Raw genomic sequence first — 16,888 nt, 5'->3', positions numbered from 1 at the left:
CGCGATCAACAACCTGTTTGACTGCTTCAATTTTAAACTCTTCGGGATAACGCTTACCGCTCATGGGCACCTCTCTTTAAGCCATCTTAAATGACTCTGAGGTGTCTGTTAAACCCGTGGCGATTCAGTTTGCTCCAGTTCTTCTTCAGACTTTGTTGTGAAACCGATCCCGTAAACTGACTGTCCGGTATAAATATTGCCGAAGGCAGTTAGACGCAGACCTGCGATCGTACCGACCCATTTATCACGGTATGCTCGCATGGTAGTTGAGGCATCCTCACTCATACTAAATATTCCATGCCAATTAGGAACATCTCCCCAGCTCGCTATGACGAGTTCATCTCTCTGATTTTCCAGGTCTGCAAGGTGGTCTTCGGCTATTTCCAGATTTCGTTCTGCACGTCTGACTGAGCGCTCGCGTTTTGCAATAACCTCTGAGGCATCGCTAATTAGCTTTTCAATGGCTTTGATATTTTCACCAGTTGGTAAACTGGACATATCAGTCTCCTGCGGCCGTGGAGAAGGTGACTTGCTCATTGCCCGACCTCCCGACTAACCTTCGTACCGCGTGCGACTTCCGGAATTTGTTTCCACAGGCGCGCGGTCCATTCAGGTTTAAGATGCTCCGGATTGGAGGAACGATAAATTGCGGTCACGTTGCTGCGTTTAGCATCGCCTGTGACTTCTATTGTCAGGCGATCATTAGCTGCCCAGTTCCGGCTCATGCGATAATAAGACCCAGGTTGGGCTGACCAACTGGCACCTTCTGAAATTGCCGATGCTGACCAGCCAGCATTTCCCTGGCCATTGTTTCTTGCTGCTGAAACATCTTCATCTGAGGGAAAACCATAATGTTGCTTCAGGCGTAGTGCAGCAGTATCTACGCCGACTGGCAGGCTGAATGCCTGGGTAATCTCATTACGTTCAGCCTGTTTGTCAGAAGTATGCTGCTCTCCAGGTGATATCATTGTGCTGACATCTGACAGTTGCTGCTGAAACTGATTGAGCTGGTTCTGGCTACACCCCGCAAGAGCCATAAGTACAAAAGAGATACCTGAGCAAAGAATGAGTTTTTTCATAGTGTTCTCCTGAGGACTTCCAGGGCTGTCAGTAAACAGCCCCTTCATTTTGCTGGATCAGAAAGTGAATTGAAGTTGTGCAACCGCCCCGTAGGTACGATCAGTGCCTGCGATGCCCGTGATATCCAGGTGAACCACATCAAACGGAGAGAACCCCAGGCCGGCAGTGAAAGCATTGCCTTCTCCGGAAGCCATGTTCTGGCGGTAACCCGCACGCACCTGCATCCAGTTCCAGGCATTAATCTCGGCACCCAGACTTGCAAACTGACGCTTATTATCACTGGTGAAACCACTCGCTTCAGTCAGGTCGACATCGAGCGCGGTTGTGATGAAGCTGTTGTGCCATGAGGCGCCGGCAGTGGCCTGCGGTTTAATCTTGAACGTTCCCTTTTCACCATTTACTTCTTTGGTATCGATTGAGCGGGGGATGATATTTTGTACGGCCAGACCGAGAGTCCAGTTATCGTTCAGGTTTGTGGACAGACCGACGTCGGCGTTAAAACCGGTTTTGGTATTGCGGTACTCGCTGGAGTCAATGTCGTTTTTGTCAAAATTACTGACGGAAACGTTGTAGTTAAACAGGTCAACGCGCTGGTATTTTGGTGTGATACCAAAGGACCAGGCATGTCCTGCAGTTTCGAACTCATGCGCCATGGCCACGCCGACATCGGTGATCACAGCCGCACGACCGTAGGCTCTTGACGTAAGTGAGTCAGTATCCACTGCAGAAGGGGGGATTGTGCCATCGGCGACCTTGTCGAGGTATTCCAGGTCGTGATCGCTGACCTTACCATCGACAGAGACAGTACCCCATGATTTCACCACAACGGCGAACGGTAGTGTCTGGTTCGGCACAGTTGCAATAACTGAAGCCCCGACCTGGCCGTTCGCATGTGTGTTTTTCAAATCCTGAAGCTTACTCTTGAGTGCCGCGGCGCTTTCGCTGACACCGGACTGATTAGCGACGGCGCTGTCGAAACGATCCCAGAGGTCCTTAACATCATCCGCTTTATCCACGGTTTTATCCGGGTCAGAGACCTGGGCGCCCATCGATGGCAGCACCAGGCTGAAATCATCGGTTGGTCCGGACGTAGTTAACAGAGCAGGGTTAGACAGAGCAGCTGTACCGTAGTGCGCGGATGCCACGCCGGTGCCACCCATAGCATCACCGCGTGCCTCCATCCAGTTCGTCGCAGCATTAACCGATGGCACTGCGGAAACCAGAAGAGCAAGGGAAACGCAGCGTGTAATCATTGAAATTGAAGCTTTCATCATTTATATCCTTTGTCGTTTATGGTGTTTAAGGCAAAAAAAACCCCTGGCGCTGGCGCACCAATAAAACAATGTGTCTGACTGGTTATTTCACTTAATATTGAGGGCTGTTATTTGGCTAACAAATTTACTCCATTCTGGTGTTATAAATTCCTCAGGGAAAAGAAAAGGTTCTCTTTCCTCTTCGGTCCAAATATTTTGAGAAAACTTACCTGACTCTGTTCGTTGAAGTTTCTGAATCTCCCACAGTGCAGCGGCCGGAAGTATCTTTCCTTCTCTCAGCGCATCCAGTAAATAACCGGATGCATAAAATGTGTCGAAACTGTTGAGAATATGCGCTCTGAAGAGAATGTTGCTCATGCTCAGAAATGAATTAAGTTGTGTTTTATAAGCACCTGAAGATGGACAGTGCCCGATACATTCAACTACACGAATTGTTGTGTTATTAACGGTTTTATAGCGCCGAATAAAAATGAAAACATGTCCGGATTCGTCTTTGATATCTCCTGAGGTGTATTGATTCTCTCTGACCAGGAATATGTCAGGACGGGTCAGGTTGTCGTCAGATGTATATTCCTGAATTCTTTTTTTAATTATCATGGCAACCTGCATCCATTCGCTGAAAGCGGTCAGGTACACTGGCCGGGGATCACTTCCTTCCAGCCATCTGGTACTTACACAGAACCAGTCAGATAGCTGTTTCAGCAAAGGTGCAGTTAAGTAATCCATCGTTCTTTCACGGCTTTCCAGAACGCTCAGACCGATATTCCAGTCCGAGAGCAGGCGAGCCACGTCCAGTACCGACAGGCGGTGCTCATCCATCAGCAGCCAGAACCGTTCGTGGATATGTGTGATCACAGCCTGTCGGGGGATAAGCGTCTCGCGCATGATACCCTCGACGAGAATATTGACCAGTTCAGCTGATGAAATACCCAGGCGTCCTGATACCAGTGTGACGAAATCCCTGACAGCTGGTTTAAAACGTATTGCAATAGGGCTGCCAGACGTTTTCTTTCCGTCCGAAAGCTGGGCTACCAGCTGCTGCATATTTTCATCCCGTTCAGTGATGATACTGGCAAGGATGGAGGTGATGTTCAGACGGTTCATATCATTTCCCGGTGTTGGCTAATACATTAATTCGACTTAAGTTATTAATTATTGTATCCACTGTGGATACGTTACCGCGCACCAGAGTGGATGTATAACGATGAAAATCGATCGTTCAGATCGACTACATTGATGTAGCCAGTGTGACAACAGGTGAAAAATCAAAACAGGGGAAATTATTTTTCCGGATTGAAAGTTTTTCGTATGACAAGAACGGGCCATAACGTTCTGGACGGTACACGCCAGCGCCACTGTGCAAGAAGAATTTCCAGTTGCATAACTGCACGCGCAGCGGGTGTGAAGGGGACATGTATGACATGGCTTCGGTAATGTCCGGCCTGAATCTGAAGATGCCTTCTGATACGTTTAATTCGATAAGAGGTGAGGAGATGGGAGGCAATCACGATGGTGTTTTCTCTGCCACTGAGAGCGTCCTCTATACTGGTTAGCACTCCATTCCAGAACCAGGCCACACGTTCGGATGAAATACTGACGGTTGGCTGGTTTGGCGACAGATGCACGAATATCCTTGAGCTGCGCTTATGGTAGCTCAGGATGCAGGGCTGGTTGATGAGTCTGCGCTGCATCCAGTTCACCACTCTCAGAGAAAAAGGGGATAGCAAAACAAGCCCCCAGAGATACACCATCCCATCCTGATACCCCGTAATCAGAGCGATGAGCCCGTAACTCACAAGACCCCAGCAGAGGATAATTCCAGAGACTACTAATCTTTGCATTTCTGTCGCTTCCCTCAGATTTCTGATGGCGCTTAAGGAAGCATGCTGATTAATTCTCTTCATCTGAAAACTGTGAACCGGCCTTTAAGGATTAATGCAAGTTCGTTTTGTTTAATCAGGAACTAAGGCTTTTGACTTGCAAAATACAACCGTCTCCATAGCGTAGCGTCAATTCGGAATCTGGTTATGGGGTGGTTATGCGTGGACTGAAATGGTTAACAGGCCTTGGGCTGGCAGTCGGAACGGAACACTCAGTAAGGCCATCCGTGCAGCCGGCGCAAGCGGGAGGGTTCCGGAACGTACTGTCCGGTCAGTTGTTACTGGGAACTGCGGAGCGACAGAAGTTCGTCCGGATGTTGCGGGAAAATTGCCCACTGTCACAGTCTGCCTTTGACGAATTCTGGCTAAAACCCTTAGAGCAAATGGCCGCTCGCGTTCAGGAAGTACCGGCAGCCTGGGCGGGGCCGTTCGCCACTCCAGGGGGCTTTACTGACCTCAGTTTATCCGTGGCCGCAAGTGCCGTGAGGCTGGTACGCGGTATGATGTTACCTCCGGGAGCGACGCCTGAGGAGCAGGCAGAGCAGGGGCCAGCCTGGATATGCGCAGTGTTCTGGGCTGGGCTTTTTCATCATCTTGACTGGTTGTCGCAGATTGAAGGGAGCCTGGCGAACGGAAAAGCCTGGTGTCCGGGGATGGAAATACCCGGTGCAAACTGGCGGGTGCGTCCCCGGCAGGGGAGAACGGCTTCAATGAACGGAATGTACATTGCCAGTAAACTCATCCCGGATGCTGCGGCTATCTGGCTTCAACGCTGGCCGGCGATTTCAGGTGCGCTATTTTTGTACCTCAGCGGACAAAAAGCTCAGTCTGGAATTCTCAACAGCATCATCAGCGATGCGCTTGCCAGCGTTGCCAATAAATCAGGAACCGTTTCTGGTACAGCAAGCCCCTCTGAAAGCGATAAGGTGATCACCACAGGGGAGGAAGGGGAGGAAGAATCCAGAACAAACAATATCCCAAATTTAATAGACGACGATATGCATCAAACGTCCAGTCACAAAAATATAACACCGGTTCCAGAGCCAATTAACAATGCATCAATAGGTTACGATACTAACCAGACAGGTGATTATGCTGCCAAGGATGTTACCGGTCAGGTTACGTTGCTTTCGGCATTTGATAATCATGATACGCAGTCATCCGATGAACGAACAGGTGATGACACTGTCCCGGATGAGTCGGTATCAACCGCAGAACTTCTTAGCGTGCTTGACCAGATGTCGGGCTCTGGTGCACCTGTTGTTGAAGCGAAGGTTGAAACTACTTCTTCTGAAGAGTTTTCGCTAGTCGGGATGGAATCTGGCACTCCAGGAGAAAAGTTTCTGGACTGGCTGAAATCCTCAATCCATGACGGTACGGTTAGTGTCAATGAGGGCGAGAGTTTTGCACATATTCTTGCTCAGTTTGTATTCATTGTTTCACCTGAGTGTTTTTTTAAATATTTATCGCTGAATACAAACGAGTCACTGGATAAATCAGCGTTACAAAAAAGCTTTGAAGCTCTGAACGTTCATTATTCACGAAATGGTAAAGGCCTCTGGCATTACCATAAATACGATACGCCGGACAAAAGCGGTCGTTACACCAAAATGTCAGGATACATGCTGAGCGCTGACATTATTTACAGAAAAGGAACCTGTCCACCGGACAGCGTATGGCTTGCACGAAGAAATTAATACTATTGCTTAAGTCAGAATAACAATATACGAGGTGAATATGAACAATGCATTTGAACAAGTGCTGGATGATTATTTTTTCAGTAAATCTTTGCGCCCGGCTACGGAGTGGAGCTACAGGAAGGTAGTCAGATCATTCATTTCCTTTAGCGGTGAAGGTATTTCACCTGAGCAGGTTGATAAAACGCTGGTTTTAACGTGGCGCCGAAAAATTATCCATGAGGAAGGACTGAGCAGAACGACCTGGAATAATAAAGTGACTCATATGCGCGCTATATTTAATCACGCCATCGTTAATGGGCTTGTAACGATGAGGGAAAATCCTTTCAACGGGGTAATTACCCGACCCGATGTCAAACGCAAAAAAACACTGACTGATGTGCAGATGAATAAAATTTATCTGCACATGCAGGCGAGGGAAGAGGATGAACGGACTGGTATGATGGAGTTAAGAAAAAGCGCCTTACGGCCAGCATGGTTCTGGTTAACGGTACTGGATGCATTGCGGAGAACAGGGATGCGCCAGAACCAGCTGCTGCACATTCGCCTGGAGGATGTAAATTTTGAGCACCGATGGATTAATCTCCGGCCTGAGGGTTCCAAGAACCATAAGGAACACCGGGTTCCGATTACTGAAAACCTACGACCCAGACTTGAAAGGCTCTATAACCTTTCCCTTGAGCGTGGCGCGAAGATGCAGGATCAGTTGTTTAATCTTTCTCGCTTTGATGGCCGGAAGAATGAAATCAGCAGCAACATGGATTATCCGCCGTTGCGCGCGTTTTTCAGACGACTTTCACGAGAATGCGGTTTTACAGTCAGCCCGCACAGATTCCGACACACCATCGCGACTAACCTGATGCGTTTGCCGGATCGTAATCTGAAGATGGCACAGGACCTGCTGGGTCATTCAACGCCGGCGGTCACGCTGGAGTATGTTGAAAGTGACCTGGATAAGGTCCGGGACATGCTGGAGGAGCTGGATGCGGCATAAGACTAATCTTAAGTTAAATCTAAGTTGATGAAATTAAAAATGGAAAAAAAAGGGATGTTTGCTTTACAAAAGATTGACACAGGGAAGATCTGAGGGTAAATACGTTCGTGAAGTAAATTGTGGACGTGAGAAATCCAGAGGATGGTTCGAACATCCTCTGGATTTAAGTCCCGTGTTCAACTGATGCGGTAACACAAGTACCATCATCATGCCGTCTGGGGACTACTGTCTTGCCCGTTAAGGATCTCATCTCTTAACGAACAGGCTCTGAAGAAGTGGTGCCCGGACTCGGAATCGAACCAAGGACACGGGGATTTTCAATCCCCTGCTCTACCGACTGAGCTATCCGGGCAACGGGGCGCATTAAAACCGATCCGCCTCATTTCGTCAACGAAATTTCTTCAATTCAACGCAGACTGCACAATCTATCACCACTTTGCTGTTATTGCACGCATTCTCAAGCGAAATACGCGGTCCAGGCGGCGGAGATCGGCATGGCGAGGATCAGCGCCGGAAGCATATTGACCACGGCAAACATTTTGATTCCGCAGATGCGTAAACCGGTGGCGACCAGCAGCAATCCCCCGACCGAGCTGAAATCGGCCATCATCGCGGGGGTGGTGAGCGGCAAAATGAGCGCCGCGCAGGTAGCCAGTGAAAGCTGGATGAGCAGCATCGGGGCAGAGATAACCGAAACGGCGATACCGAGCGAACAGGCGAAAATCATGGCGGTAAAGAAATCGAGGAAGGATTTAGCAATCAGGATACTCGGATCGCCTGTCATCCCTTCGCGCATCGCCCCAAAAATCCCCGTACCGCTGGCGCAGAAAAGAACAATGATGGCGACATAATTCTGGATAAACGATTCATGGGGCTGCTTTTTACCCGGGCGCATAAAGAGCGTCTGCGCTTTCGCGACGGCGTTGTTGATCCCCTTTTCCAGATAGCAAAACTCACCAATTAACGCACCGACCAGCGTTGCCAACACCATAACCGGAAGATTGGCGCATTTGACCACCAGTAAAATACCAATGCCAAGTGACGCGAGACCGAAAATAGAGGTCATTGAGACGCGAATCCGTTCCGGTAAACGTTGGCTAAGAAGGGCACCAATAACGCCACCCACCAAAACGGCGCTGGCGTTAATAAAAGGTCCGATTACCACGTTAGCTCCTGTTAATTATTATGTCAGATTGCATTATTATGACCCGATTCTCATTTTCAGTGTTGTTTAACCGCAACAAGTGTGCATAAGAATTAAATCTTGCCCCTCCTGGTTAAAGGTGCCATGATTGCGCGAATTTTCTCCAGTCCGTTTGGGGCCGCACGGGATGAACGCTACACCTTCACATCACCTTTCGCATCGCCGCTTAGCGCGATGGCTGCCCCTTCTCGTTATTCCCTCCCTTTTACTCACCATGCGGTGAGGGCAACGTATGCTCACTGCAGGACAACAGTAAAATCAGAAGCGGTCTGCTTTTACTGATGTCTGGCGGTCGGAGCTGGTGACCAGTTTGACCCAAACATCTCGTGGGGCAGGGCATTGAGCCTTGTCCGGGACTCTTATTCTCCCGAAACGGGTTTTTGCGCTTATGAAATCAATGAACATTGCCGCCAGTAGTGAACTGGTCTCTCGTTTATCTACTCATCGCGGCGTTGTGGCGCTGGACAGTACCGACTTCACCGATGTCGCGGCGGTCGTCATGACCGTTGCCGATAGCCGTAGCGGCATTCTTGCTCTGCTCACACGTACGGGCTTTCATCTGCCGGTCTTTATTCTCACTGAAGAGAAAATGGATCTACCCGCAGGCGCGACGGCGCTCATTAGCGGAAATGCGCAGGAGTGGCTGGAGCTGGAATCAGCCGCCTGTCTGTATGAGGAAGACCTTCTGCCGCCGTTTTACGACACGCTGACGCAGTATGTGGAAATGAAGAACAGCACGTTTGCCTGTCCGGGGCATCAGCACGGTGCGTTCTTTAAAAAACACCCGGCCGGACGTCACTTCTATGACTTCTTTGGCGAAAATGTCTTTCGCGCGGATATGTGCAATGCCGACGTGAAGCTCGGCGATCTGTTGATTCACGAAGGTTCGGCCAAACATGCGCAGAAGTTTGCCGCAAAAGTCTTTCACGCCGATAAAACCTATTTCGTTCTGAACGGCACGTCGGCAGCGAATAAAGTGGTCACCAATGCGCTGCTGACGCGTGGCGATCTGGTGCTGTTCGATCGCAACAACCACAAATCGAATCATCACGGAGCGCTGATTCAGGCGGGGGCGACCCCGGTGTATCTGGAAGCCGCCCGTAACCCGTTTGGTTTTATCGGCGGGATCGATGAACACTGCTTCGATGAAGCGTATCTGCGCGAACAGATCCGTGAAGTGGCAGAGGATAAGGCGGAGCTGCCACGCCCCTTCAGACTGGCAATCATCCAGTTGGGAACCTACGACGGAACTATCTATAACGCGCGTCAGGTGATCGACAAAATCGGTCATCTCTGTGACTACATCCTGTTCGACTCAGCCTGGGTTGGCTATGAGCAGTTTATCCCGATGATGGCCGACGGTTCGCCGCTGCTGCTGGAATTGAATGAAAACGATCCGGGTATCTTCGTCACCCAGTCGGTGCATAAGCAGCAGGCCGGGTTCTCGCAGACTTCGCAGATCCACAAGAAAGATAATCACATTCGCGGCCAGGCGCGTTTCTGCCCGCATAAGCGGCTGAACAATGCGTTTATGCTGCACGCCTCAACCAGTCCGTTCTACCCGCTGTTTGCCGCGCTGGACGTCAATGCCAAAATCCACGAAGGAGAGAGCGGCCGACGCCTGTGGGCAGAATGTGTGACGTTGGGAATTGAGGCGCGTAAGGCAATCCTTGATCGCTGTAAGCTGCTTCAGCCGTTCATTCCCCCGGTCGTTGACGGTCAGGCGTGGCAGTCGTATCCCACCGAGGTAATTGCCCGTGAGCGGCGCTTCTTCAGCTTTGCACCGGGCGCAAAATGGCATGGTTTTGAAGGGTATGCCGACGACCAGTATTTTGTCGATCCGTGCAAGCTGCTGCTCACCACGCCGGGCATTGATGCACAGACAGGGCGTTATACTGATTTTGGTATTCCGGCGACCATTCTGGCTCATTACCTGCGCGAAAACGGTATTGTGCCGGAGAAATGCGATCTCAACTCGATTCTGTTCCTGCTGACGCCCGCCGAGAGTCCGGAAAAGATGGCGCATTTGACGGCGATGCTGGCGCAATTCGAACAACATATTGAAGACGATACCCCGCTTGCAGAGGTACTTCCGACCATCTTCAATAAATATCCGGTGCGCTACCGCGACTACACCCTGCGCGAACTGTGCCAGGAGATGCACGATCTGTACGTTAGCTTTGACGTGAAGGATCTGCAAAAAGCGATGTTCCGTCAGGAGAGCTTCCCGGCGGTGGCGCTGAATCCGCAGGATGCGCACAGTGCTTTTATTCGCGGTGATGTTGAACTGGTGCGCATTCGTGATGCCGAAGGCCGTATCGCGGCGGAAGGGGCGCTGCCATATCCTCCTGGTGTGCTGTGCGTGGTGCCGGGCGAAGTGTGGGGCGGGGCGGTACAGCGTTATTTCCTGGCGCTGGAAGAAGGGGTCAATATGCTGCCGGGGTTCTCGCCGGAGTTGCAGGGCGTTTACAGTGAAACCGATGCTGACGGAATTAAGCGGTTGTATGGGTATGTTTTGAAGTAATCGAAGGAGAATGCCGGATGGCGTTTGCGCTTATCCGGCCTGGTATTCGCTGTAGGCCGGATAAGACGCGAAAGCGTCGCCATCCGGCAGAGAGATTAATGTGCGACGGTCTGCGTGCCGGTCGGTACGCGAACGTGTTTGTACTTAAACAGCGCCACGAAGGCAAAGGCCAGAACCAGCGAGTAGCCGGCAAAAATCAGCCACACGGTTTGCCAGTCGGTAATGCCGTTCAGAGTGTAATACTCCACCACTTTCCCGCTCACCACGCCGCCGAGGATACAGCCGAAGCCGTTGGTCATCATCAGGAACATGCCCTGCGCACTGGCGCGAATTTCGGGGCGAACTTCTTTCTCAACGAACACCGAACCGGAGATGTTGAAGAAGTCGAAGGCGCAGCCATAGACAATCATCGACAGAACCAGCAGTACGGTACCAAACGGGCTCGGGTCACCGTAGGCGAACAGGCCGAAGCGCAACATCCACGCTACGATACTGATCAGCATCACGTTCTTGATACCGTAACGGCTCAGGAAGAACGGAATGGTCAGGATGAACAGCGTTTCGGAGATCTGCGAGATCGACATCATCACCGACGCGTGCTCAACGATAAAGCTTCCAGAGAACAGCGGGTTGTTATCGAAGCTGTGCAGGAAGGTGTTCCCGAACATGTTGGTAATTTGCAGTTCTGCGCCGAGCATCATCGAGAAGATGAAGAAGATCGCCATGCGCTTGTTCTTAAACAGCGCGAAAGCATCCAGACCCAGCATTGAGGTCCAGCTTTGATTCTTCTGCTGATTCGCCACCGGGATGTGCGGCAGGGTCAACGTAAACAGCACCAGTACCACAGAGAGCGCGGCGCCAATATACAGTTGCATATGGCTCAGTTCGAAGCCGGAGAAACTCACGGCCCACATGGCGACGATAAAACCGATGGTGCCCCAGATACGAATCGGCGGGAAGTCGGTGATAATGTCCATGCCTGCGTTCTGCAAGCGATAATAGGAAATGGTGTTGATAAGCCCAAGCGTTGGCATATACGCCAGCGAGTTAAGCAGGATGACGAAGAACATCGCTCCCGGCGTGGTGACTTCGGCGGCGATGAACAGCGTTATCGCGCCCACCACGTGACAGATGGCGTAGACCCATTTTGCACTGAGCCACTTGTCCGCCACAATACCCAAAAGCGTCGGCATCAGAACCGCCGCGATCCCCAGTGAACTGTAGACTGCACCAATAGAAGCACCGTCAAATTTGAGGGTGACAAACATATAGGATCCGAGGGTTGTCAGCCAACTTCCCCACAGGCAGAACTGCAGAAAAGAGAGTATTTTCAGCTGCAGCTTAAGATTCATGTTAATTTCCTCACACCATAAGGCGAATGGATGTTTCGATTGGCACAAATGCCGTTGCTGTATGATGTGATTCTATCAATGACTGTGGGCGATTTTTTGTTACCTGTGACAAATAATTGCAAAACAATTCCCTTTTGCAATGCTAAAGGGTGATGGTCGTCACGATTTCTTGACTCACCCGCTCACCGTTTTATCGGGAGCGGGGGAAGAGGGGAATCAGTTCCGCCGATAGGTTTTTTGCGCGGAATTGACTTTATACAGGTAGCGGCGCGATTCAGAAGAGGGATGACGCGTGGTTAACGTCTGGTACACATCCCCTGGCGTCATGCTGTTGATGATCGTCGCGGCCTGCACTTTATCACTGGAGAAGACGCGCAGTACGCTGCCCGCCCCGCCGTTGTAGGCGGTGATTACCGCATAGCGTCGCGAGGTGGGATTATCGATTCCGCCCAGATAGACATTATTGAGCATCGCCAGATATGCGGTGCCGGTATCAATATTGCTGGCCGGATCGAACAGTTCACTGCGGCTCGGCGTACCGGAGCGGCCCTGCGAGCGATAAACGTCTTTCCCGGCGGTATGCTGAACCACCTGCATCAGACCCAGCGCATCGGAACGGCTCACGGCGTACGGGTTGAAGGACGACTCCGTCTGCATAATCGCCAGAATCAGCGACTCATCAATGCCATATTTATGGGACGCCTTGCGCACCATGCCGAGGTACTTATGCGCACGTTTATCCAGGTGGTTCGGCACCAGGTTAATCGTCACGCTGAAAATCATACGGATCCCGTTGCTGCGGCTTTTCATCCGCGTTTGCAGCAGGTAATCGGCGAAGTTCGTGGCCCGGCCTTCCCAGCGGATGGGTTGTCCCGTGTGATCGAGCACCTGACCGTACAAGAACGGTTCTCTGGAGATCTGAATGTCATCGACGTCAGAGTAGAGGTCGACAGAGGTGGGATCGTCACCCATCAGCAGCGTTTTAATAATGGCGCGACGTAAATGCGCCGCAGGCTCCGTCCCGGCGATGGTCTCAACGGTTATGGTCCCGTCGTCAAAGTTGATATGGCTGCGGGTCTGATATTGATCGGTGTACTTCACGTAGTCCTTCGGACCGGCGATCAGCACTTCCTGATAACCCCACAGATTCTCAATGTTGTGGGCAAACTGCCCCATGAGAATGTCAAAACCGTTGGTATCCTTGACCCAGGCTTCGTTATAAGAATCGCCTTTTTTGGTCGAGCTGGAACAGGAGATGAGCAACGGCGCAATAACGGCAAGCGCGAGAAATTTTTTCATCATTCCGGGAGTGCGTGTTGTGTTTGTCGTTGTGCCATTTTACCGGATAGCGTCATCATTGAGCGACCTACGAATCGTGCCCGCGTAGGCCGGACAAGGCTGTTTACGCCGCCTCCGGCTTCTTTGCATTGCCCGATGGCGCTGCGCTTATCGGGCCTGGAAAATTAGCGCTATAGGCGTTATTTACCTTCCGGCGTATAACCTTCGATATGCACGTCTTTACCTTCAAACAGGAAGTTGATCATCTCCTGTTCCAGCAGTTTGCGGTGCTCGACGTTCATCATACTGAGTTTCTTTTCGTTGATCAGCATGGTCTGCTTGTGCTGCCACTGCGCCCATGCTTCTTTTGAAATCTCGTTATAAATGCGTTTTCCCAGTTCGCCCGGGTACAGCTGAAAATCCTGTCCTTCTGCTTCACGCTGCAGGAAAGTGCAAAAAATCGTTCTGCTCATAACTCATCCTCTTCATCGTCCGGTGCGTTAAACGGGGGCACCGGTACGTAACTGCTGTAATAAACGCTCCACCGGAGCCGCCAGGCCAACGGATGGCGGTTGCGCTAAGTTATACCAGAGCGCGTTGCCTTCATCCATGCATGAACCGCATGAGGACACAGTAAGCCACATAGGCACAATATCCAGATGGAAATGGCTGAAGGTATGGCGAAACGCGTTAAGTTGGGTCAAATTATCAGCGTTAACATGCCGTTGTGCCAGCCATTCCCGTAATTCCTCTTCACTGGCAAACTGCGGGAAACAGAATAAGCCACCCCATAGTCCGCTCGGCGGGCGCTGTGCCAGCAGGATGTCATCCTGATGTTGCAACAGCAGAAAATAACTTGTCCGCTCTGGCAGCGTCTGCTTTGGCTTCTTGCCGGGATAGTGCGACCAGCTGTCGTTCGCATAGGCGATACAGCCGTTCTGCAACGGGCACAGCGAGCATTTCGGTTTTGAGCGCGTGCACACCATCGCGCCTAAATCCATCATCGCCTGGTTAAAACGTTCCACGCCCTTCACCGGCGTTACCTGTTCGCTCAGATCCCAGAGCGTTTTCTCAACCTCTTTTTTGCCTGGCCAGCCGCTAACAGCATAGCAGCGCGCCAGCACGCGCTTAACGTTGCCGTCAAGAATCGGAAAAGGTTTACCCAGCGAGAGCGACAGCACGGCGCCTGCGGTTGAACGTCCGACGCCGGGGAGCGCCGCCACCTCTTCAAAGGTTTCCGGGAAAACGCCCTTATGCAGTGTGGCAACCTGTTGCGCCGCTTTGTGCAGGTTGCGCGCCCGGGCGTAGTAGCCGAGCCCCGTCCACAGGTGGAGCACTTCATCCAGCGGCGCGTTGGCAAGATCGGTCACCGTCGGGAAATGGGCCATAAACCGTTCAAAATAAGGGATAACCGTCGTAACCTGAGTCTGTTGCAGCATCACTTCTGAGAGCCATACTTTGTAAGGCGTCTTATCAATTTGCCAGGGCAGGGTTTTTCGCCCGTATTTATCGTACCAGTCCAGAACCTGGGCTGAAAATTGAGACGCTTGCATGGACACCGAATTCATTATTGTTGGGGGCAAGATTGCAGCACAGAGGCAACAGGCTGTAAACCGGAACTTTCCGCAGCGTGACCGCTTCCTTTACTTGCATCCGGCAACTAACTTTGGATAATGCCCGTTTTCAGACCTTAATCACAAGCAGACTTAACTTTTATGAAAAACGACGTCATCTCACCGGAATTTGATGAAAACGGCCGTCCACTGCGCCGGATTCGTAGTTTTGTTCGTCGCCAGGGGCGACTGACCAAAGGGCAGGAACACGCGCTGGAAAACTACTGGCCGGTGATGGGCGTTGAGTTCAGCGAAGAACCTGTGGATTTCGCGACGTTGTTTGGCCGTGAAGCGCCGGTCACGCTTGAGATTGGCTTCGGTATGGGGGCTTCTCTGGTGGCGATGGCGAAAGCGCGTGCGGAGCAAAATTTCCTCGGTATTGAAGTTCATTCACCGGGCGTGGGCGCCTGTCTGGCGTCGGCCCATGAAGAGGGCGTTGAGAACCTGCGCGTGATGTGTCATGACGCGGTCGAAGTACTGCATAAAATGATTCCTGACAATTCTTTAACGATGGTTCAGCTCTTTTTCCCTGACCCGTGGCACAAAGCGCGTCATAATAAACGCCGTATCGTTCAGGTGCCGTTTGCTGAGTTGGTCAAAAGCAAACTGAAGCTGGGCGGCGTGTTCCACATGGCGACTGACTGGGAAGCTTATGCAGAGCACATGCTTGAAGTGATGTCCTCCATTGACGGGTATAAAAACCTGTCAGAGAGTAACGATTATGTACCGCGCCCACCATCGCGCCCGGTAACCAAATTTGAACAACGTGGCCATCGTCTTGGCCACGGCGTATGGGACTTAATGTTCGAGAGGGTGAAATAATGGCAAAGAACCGTAGCCGTCGTCTGCGTAAAAAAATGCACATCGACGAATTCCAGGAATTAGGGTTTTCGGTGGCATGGCGTTTTCCGGAAGGCACATCTGAAGAGCAGGTTGATAAAACCGTTGATGATTTTATCAATGACGTTATTGAACCGAACAAGCTGGCTTTTGACGGCAGCGGTTATCTGGCCTGGGAAGGTCTGATCTGCATGCAGGAAATCGGCAAATGCACTGAAGAGCATCAGGCGATTGTGCGTAAGTGGCTGGAAGAGCAAAAACTTGAAGAAGTGCGTACCAGCGAACTTTTCGACGTTTGGTGGGACTAACAACGCATACGGGGCCAGCATTTGCTGGCCCGATTTGTCTTGAGGGAAAGTTATGATGCGCAAAACGCTGCTGGCGGCAGCTCTTTCTGTAACGGCGATGACCGCTCATGCAGACTACCAGTGCAGCGTCACGCCGCGTGACGATGTGATTCTGAGCCCACAGACGGTGCAGGTGAAGGGTGAAAACGGCAACCTGGTGATCACGCCGGATGGCAACGTGATGTTTAACGGTAAGCAATACACGCTGAGCGCCGCACAGCGCGAGCAGGCGAAAGATTACCAGGCTGAACTGCGCAGCGCGCTGCCGTGGATTGATGAAGGTGCCAGAAATCGTGTCGAAAAAGGGCGCGCGGCACTGGATAAAATTATTGCCAAAGAAGTCGGCGAGAGCAGCAACATGCGGGGTCGTCTGACGAAACTGGATGCCCAGTTGAAAGCGCAGATGAACCGGATTATCGAGCATCGTACCGACGGTTTGACCTTCCACTACAAGGCTATCGATCAGGTTCGTGCTGATGGTCAGCAGTTGGTGAACCAGGCGATGGGCGGCATTTTACAGGACAGCATCAACGAAATGGGTGCGAAAGCCGTCCTGAAAGGCGGCGGTAATCCGCTGCAGGGCGTGCTTGGCAGCCTCGGCGGACTACAGACGGCGATTCAGGACGAATGGAAGAATCAGGAAAAAGATTTCCAGCAGTTCGGTAAAGACGTGTGCAGCCGCGTGGTGACGCTGGAAGATAACCGCAAGGCGCTGGTCAGCACCCTTAAATAATTTTTTTATATAAAACAATGGTACAGATCGTCTCTGTGCCATTTTCTTTTGCCTTTCTGCTTCGTTTTGATA

General features: G+C 51.3%; 16 protein-coding genes and 1 tRNA gene. 6 read left to right on the top strand and 11 right to left on the bottom strand.

The window, feature by feature from the left end; translation table 11 throughout:
• Positions 1-108: 108 nt before the first annotated feature.
• The 5 genes from QQZ17_RS10060 to QQZ17_RS10040 form a co-directional block, all read right to left on the bottom strand.
• On the bottom strand, positions 109-498 hold the full coding sequence (locus QQZ17_RS10060; protein WP_187696632.1) for a hypothetical protein: 390 nt from the start codon (positions 496-498) through the stop codon (positions 109-111).
• Positions 499-533: 35 nt separating this feature from the next.
• On the bottom strand, positions 534-1,079 hold the full coding sequence (locus tag QQZ17_RS10055) for a hypothetical protein (protein ID WP_042999148.1): 546 nt from the start codon (positions 1,077-1,079) through the stop codon (positions 534-536).
• Between the two features lie 57 nt (positions 1,080-1,136).
• Complete coding sequence (locus QQZ17_RS10050; RefSeq protein ID WP_077816025.1) at positions 1,137-2,333, bottom strand: conjugal transfer protein TraF; 1,197 nt, start codon at positions 2,331-2,333, stop codon at positions 1,137-1,139.
• A 108-nt stretch (positions 2,334-2,441) separates the two neighbouring features.
• Complete coding sequence (locus tag QQZ17_RS10045) at positions 2,442-3,458, bottom strand: hypothetical protein (protein ID WP_042999150.1); 1,017 nt, start codon at positions 3,456-3,458, stop codon at positions 2,442-2,444.
• A 176-nt stretch (positions 3,459-3,634) separates the two neighbouring features.
• Complete coding sequence (locus QQZ17_RS10040; RefSeq protein WP_043001809.1) at positions 3,635-4,195, bottom strand: hypothetical protein; 561 nt, start codon at positions 4,193-4,195, stop codon at positions 3,635-3,637.
• A gap of 197 nt (positions 4,196-4,392) precedes the next feature.
• On the opposite strand from QQZ17_RS10040, the gene QQZ17_RS10035 reads away from it, so the two are divergent.
• A complete protein-coding gene (locus tag QQZ17_RS10035) occupies positions 4,393-5,931 on the top strand; it encodes a TraI domain-containing protein (protein WP_042999151.1) in 1,539 nt (512 codons plus the stop codon).
• 40 nt (positions 5,932-5,971) lie between these two features.
• A complete protein-coding gene (locus QQZ17_RS10030; RefSeq protein ID WP_042999152.1) occupies positions 5,972-6,925 on the top strand; it encodes a tyrosine-type recombinase/integrase in 954 nt (317 codons plus the stop codon).
• Positions 6,926-7,201: 276 nt separating this feature from the next.
• Here QQZ17_RS10030 and QQZ17_RS10025 read toward each other — a convergent pair.
• Positions 7,202-7,277, bottom strand: a tRNA-Phe gene (locus QQZ17_RS10025).
• Positions 7,278-7,382: 105 nt separating this feature from the next.
• The gene (locus QQZ17_RS10020; RefSeq protein ID WP_152406004.1) at positions 7,383-8,090 is read right to left on the bottom strand and encodes a DUF554 domain-containing protein; all 708 of its coding nucleotides are present in this window, start codon (positions 8,088-8,090) and stop codon (positions 7,383-7,385) included.
• 427 nt (positions 8,091-8,517) lie between these two features.
• Here QQZ17_RS10020 and QQZ17_RS10015 point away from each other — a divergent pair, with 427 nt between their 5' ends.
• Positions 8,518-10,653, top strand: coding sequence for an ornithine decarboxylase (locus QQZ17_RS10015; protein ID WP_152406003.1), 2,136 nt, complete (start codon positions 8,518-8,520; stop codon positions 10,651-10,653).
• 95 nt (positions 10,654-10,748) lie between these two features.
• On the opposite strand, the gene QQZ17_RS10010 is transcribed toward QQZ17_RS10015, so the two are convergent.
• The 4 genes from QQZ17_RS10010 to mutY form a co-directional block, all read right to left on the bottom strand.
• Positions 10,749-12,005 (bottom strand): nucleoside permease, encoded by a 1,257-nt coding sequence (locus QQZ17_RS10010; RefSeq protein ID WP_046497197.1) that lies wholly within the window; start codon positions 12,003-12,005, stop codon positions 10,749-10,751.
• A 216-nt stretch (positions 12,006-12,221) separates the two neighbouring features.
• Entirely contained in the window at positions 12,222-13,304 is a 1,083-nt protein-coding gene (gene mltC / locus QQZ17_RS10005; protein WP_152406399.1) for a membrane-bound lytic murein transglycosylase MltC, read from the bottom strand.
• A 179-nt stretch (positions 13,305-13,483) separates the two neighbouring features.
• On the bottom strand, positions 13,484-13,756 hold the full coding sequence (locus tag QQZ17_RS10000) for an oxidative damage protection protein (protein WP_152406002.1): 273 nt from the start codon (positions 13,754-13,756) through the stop codon (positions 13,484-13,486).
• A 27-nt stretch (positions 13,757-13,783) separates the two neighbouring features.
• A complete protein-coding gene (mutY, locus tag QQZ17_RS09995; RefSeq protein ID WP_152406001.1) occupies positions 13,784-14,836 on the bottom strand; it encodes an A/G-specific adenine glycosylase in 1,053 nt (350 codons plus the stop codon).
• A gap of 162 nt (positions 14,837-14,998) precedes the next feature.
• Here mutY and trmB point away from each other — a divergent pair, with 162 nt between their 5' ends.
• The 3 genes from trmB to QQZ17_RS09980 are packed head-to-tail and all read left to right on the top strand — an operon-like array spanning position 14,999 to position 16,816.
• On the top strand, positions 14,999-15,718 hold the full coding sequence (trmB, locus tag QQZ17_RS09990; protein WP_152406000.1) for a tRNA (guanosine(46)-N7)-methyltransferase TrmB: 720 nt from the start codon (positions 14,999-15,001) through the stop codon (positions 15,716-15,718).
• Positions 15,718-16,044 (top strand): YggL family protein, encoded by a 327-nt coding sequence (locus QQZ17_RS09985; RefSeq protein WP_152405999.1) that lies wholly within the window; start codon positions 15,718-15,720, stop codon positions 16,042-16,044. The genes trmB and QQZ17_RS09985 overlap by 1 nt, the downstream gene beginning before the upstream one ends.
• 52 nt (positions 16,045-16,096) lie before the next feature.
• On the top strand, positions 16,097-16,816 hold the full coding sequence (locus QQZ17_RS09980; protein WP_152405998.1) for a DUF2884 domain-containing protein: 720 nt from the start codon (positions 16,097-16,099) through the stop codon (positions 16,814-16,816).
• Positions 16,817-16,888: the final 72 nt, after the last annotated feature.

It is taken from the genome of Citrobacter sp. T1.2D-1, from assembly GCF_950098555.1.
Classification (GTDB): Bacteria; Pseudomonadota; Gammaproteobacteria; order Enterobacterales; family Enterobacteriaceae; genus Citrobacter_A; species Citrobacter_A telavivensis.
This window is presented reverse-complemented; position numbering and strand designations above follow the sequence as displayed.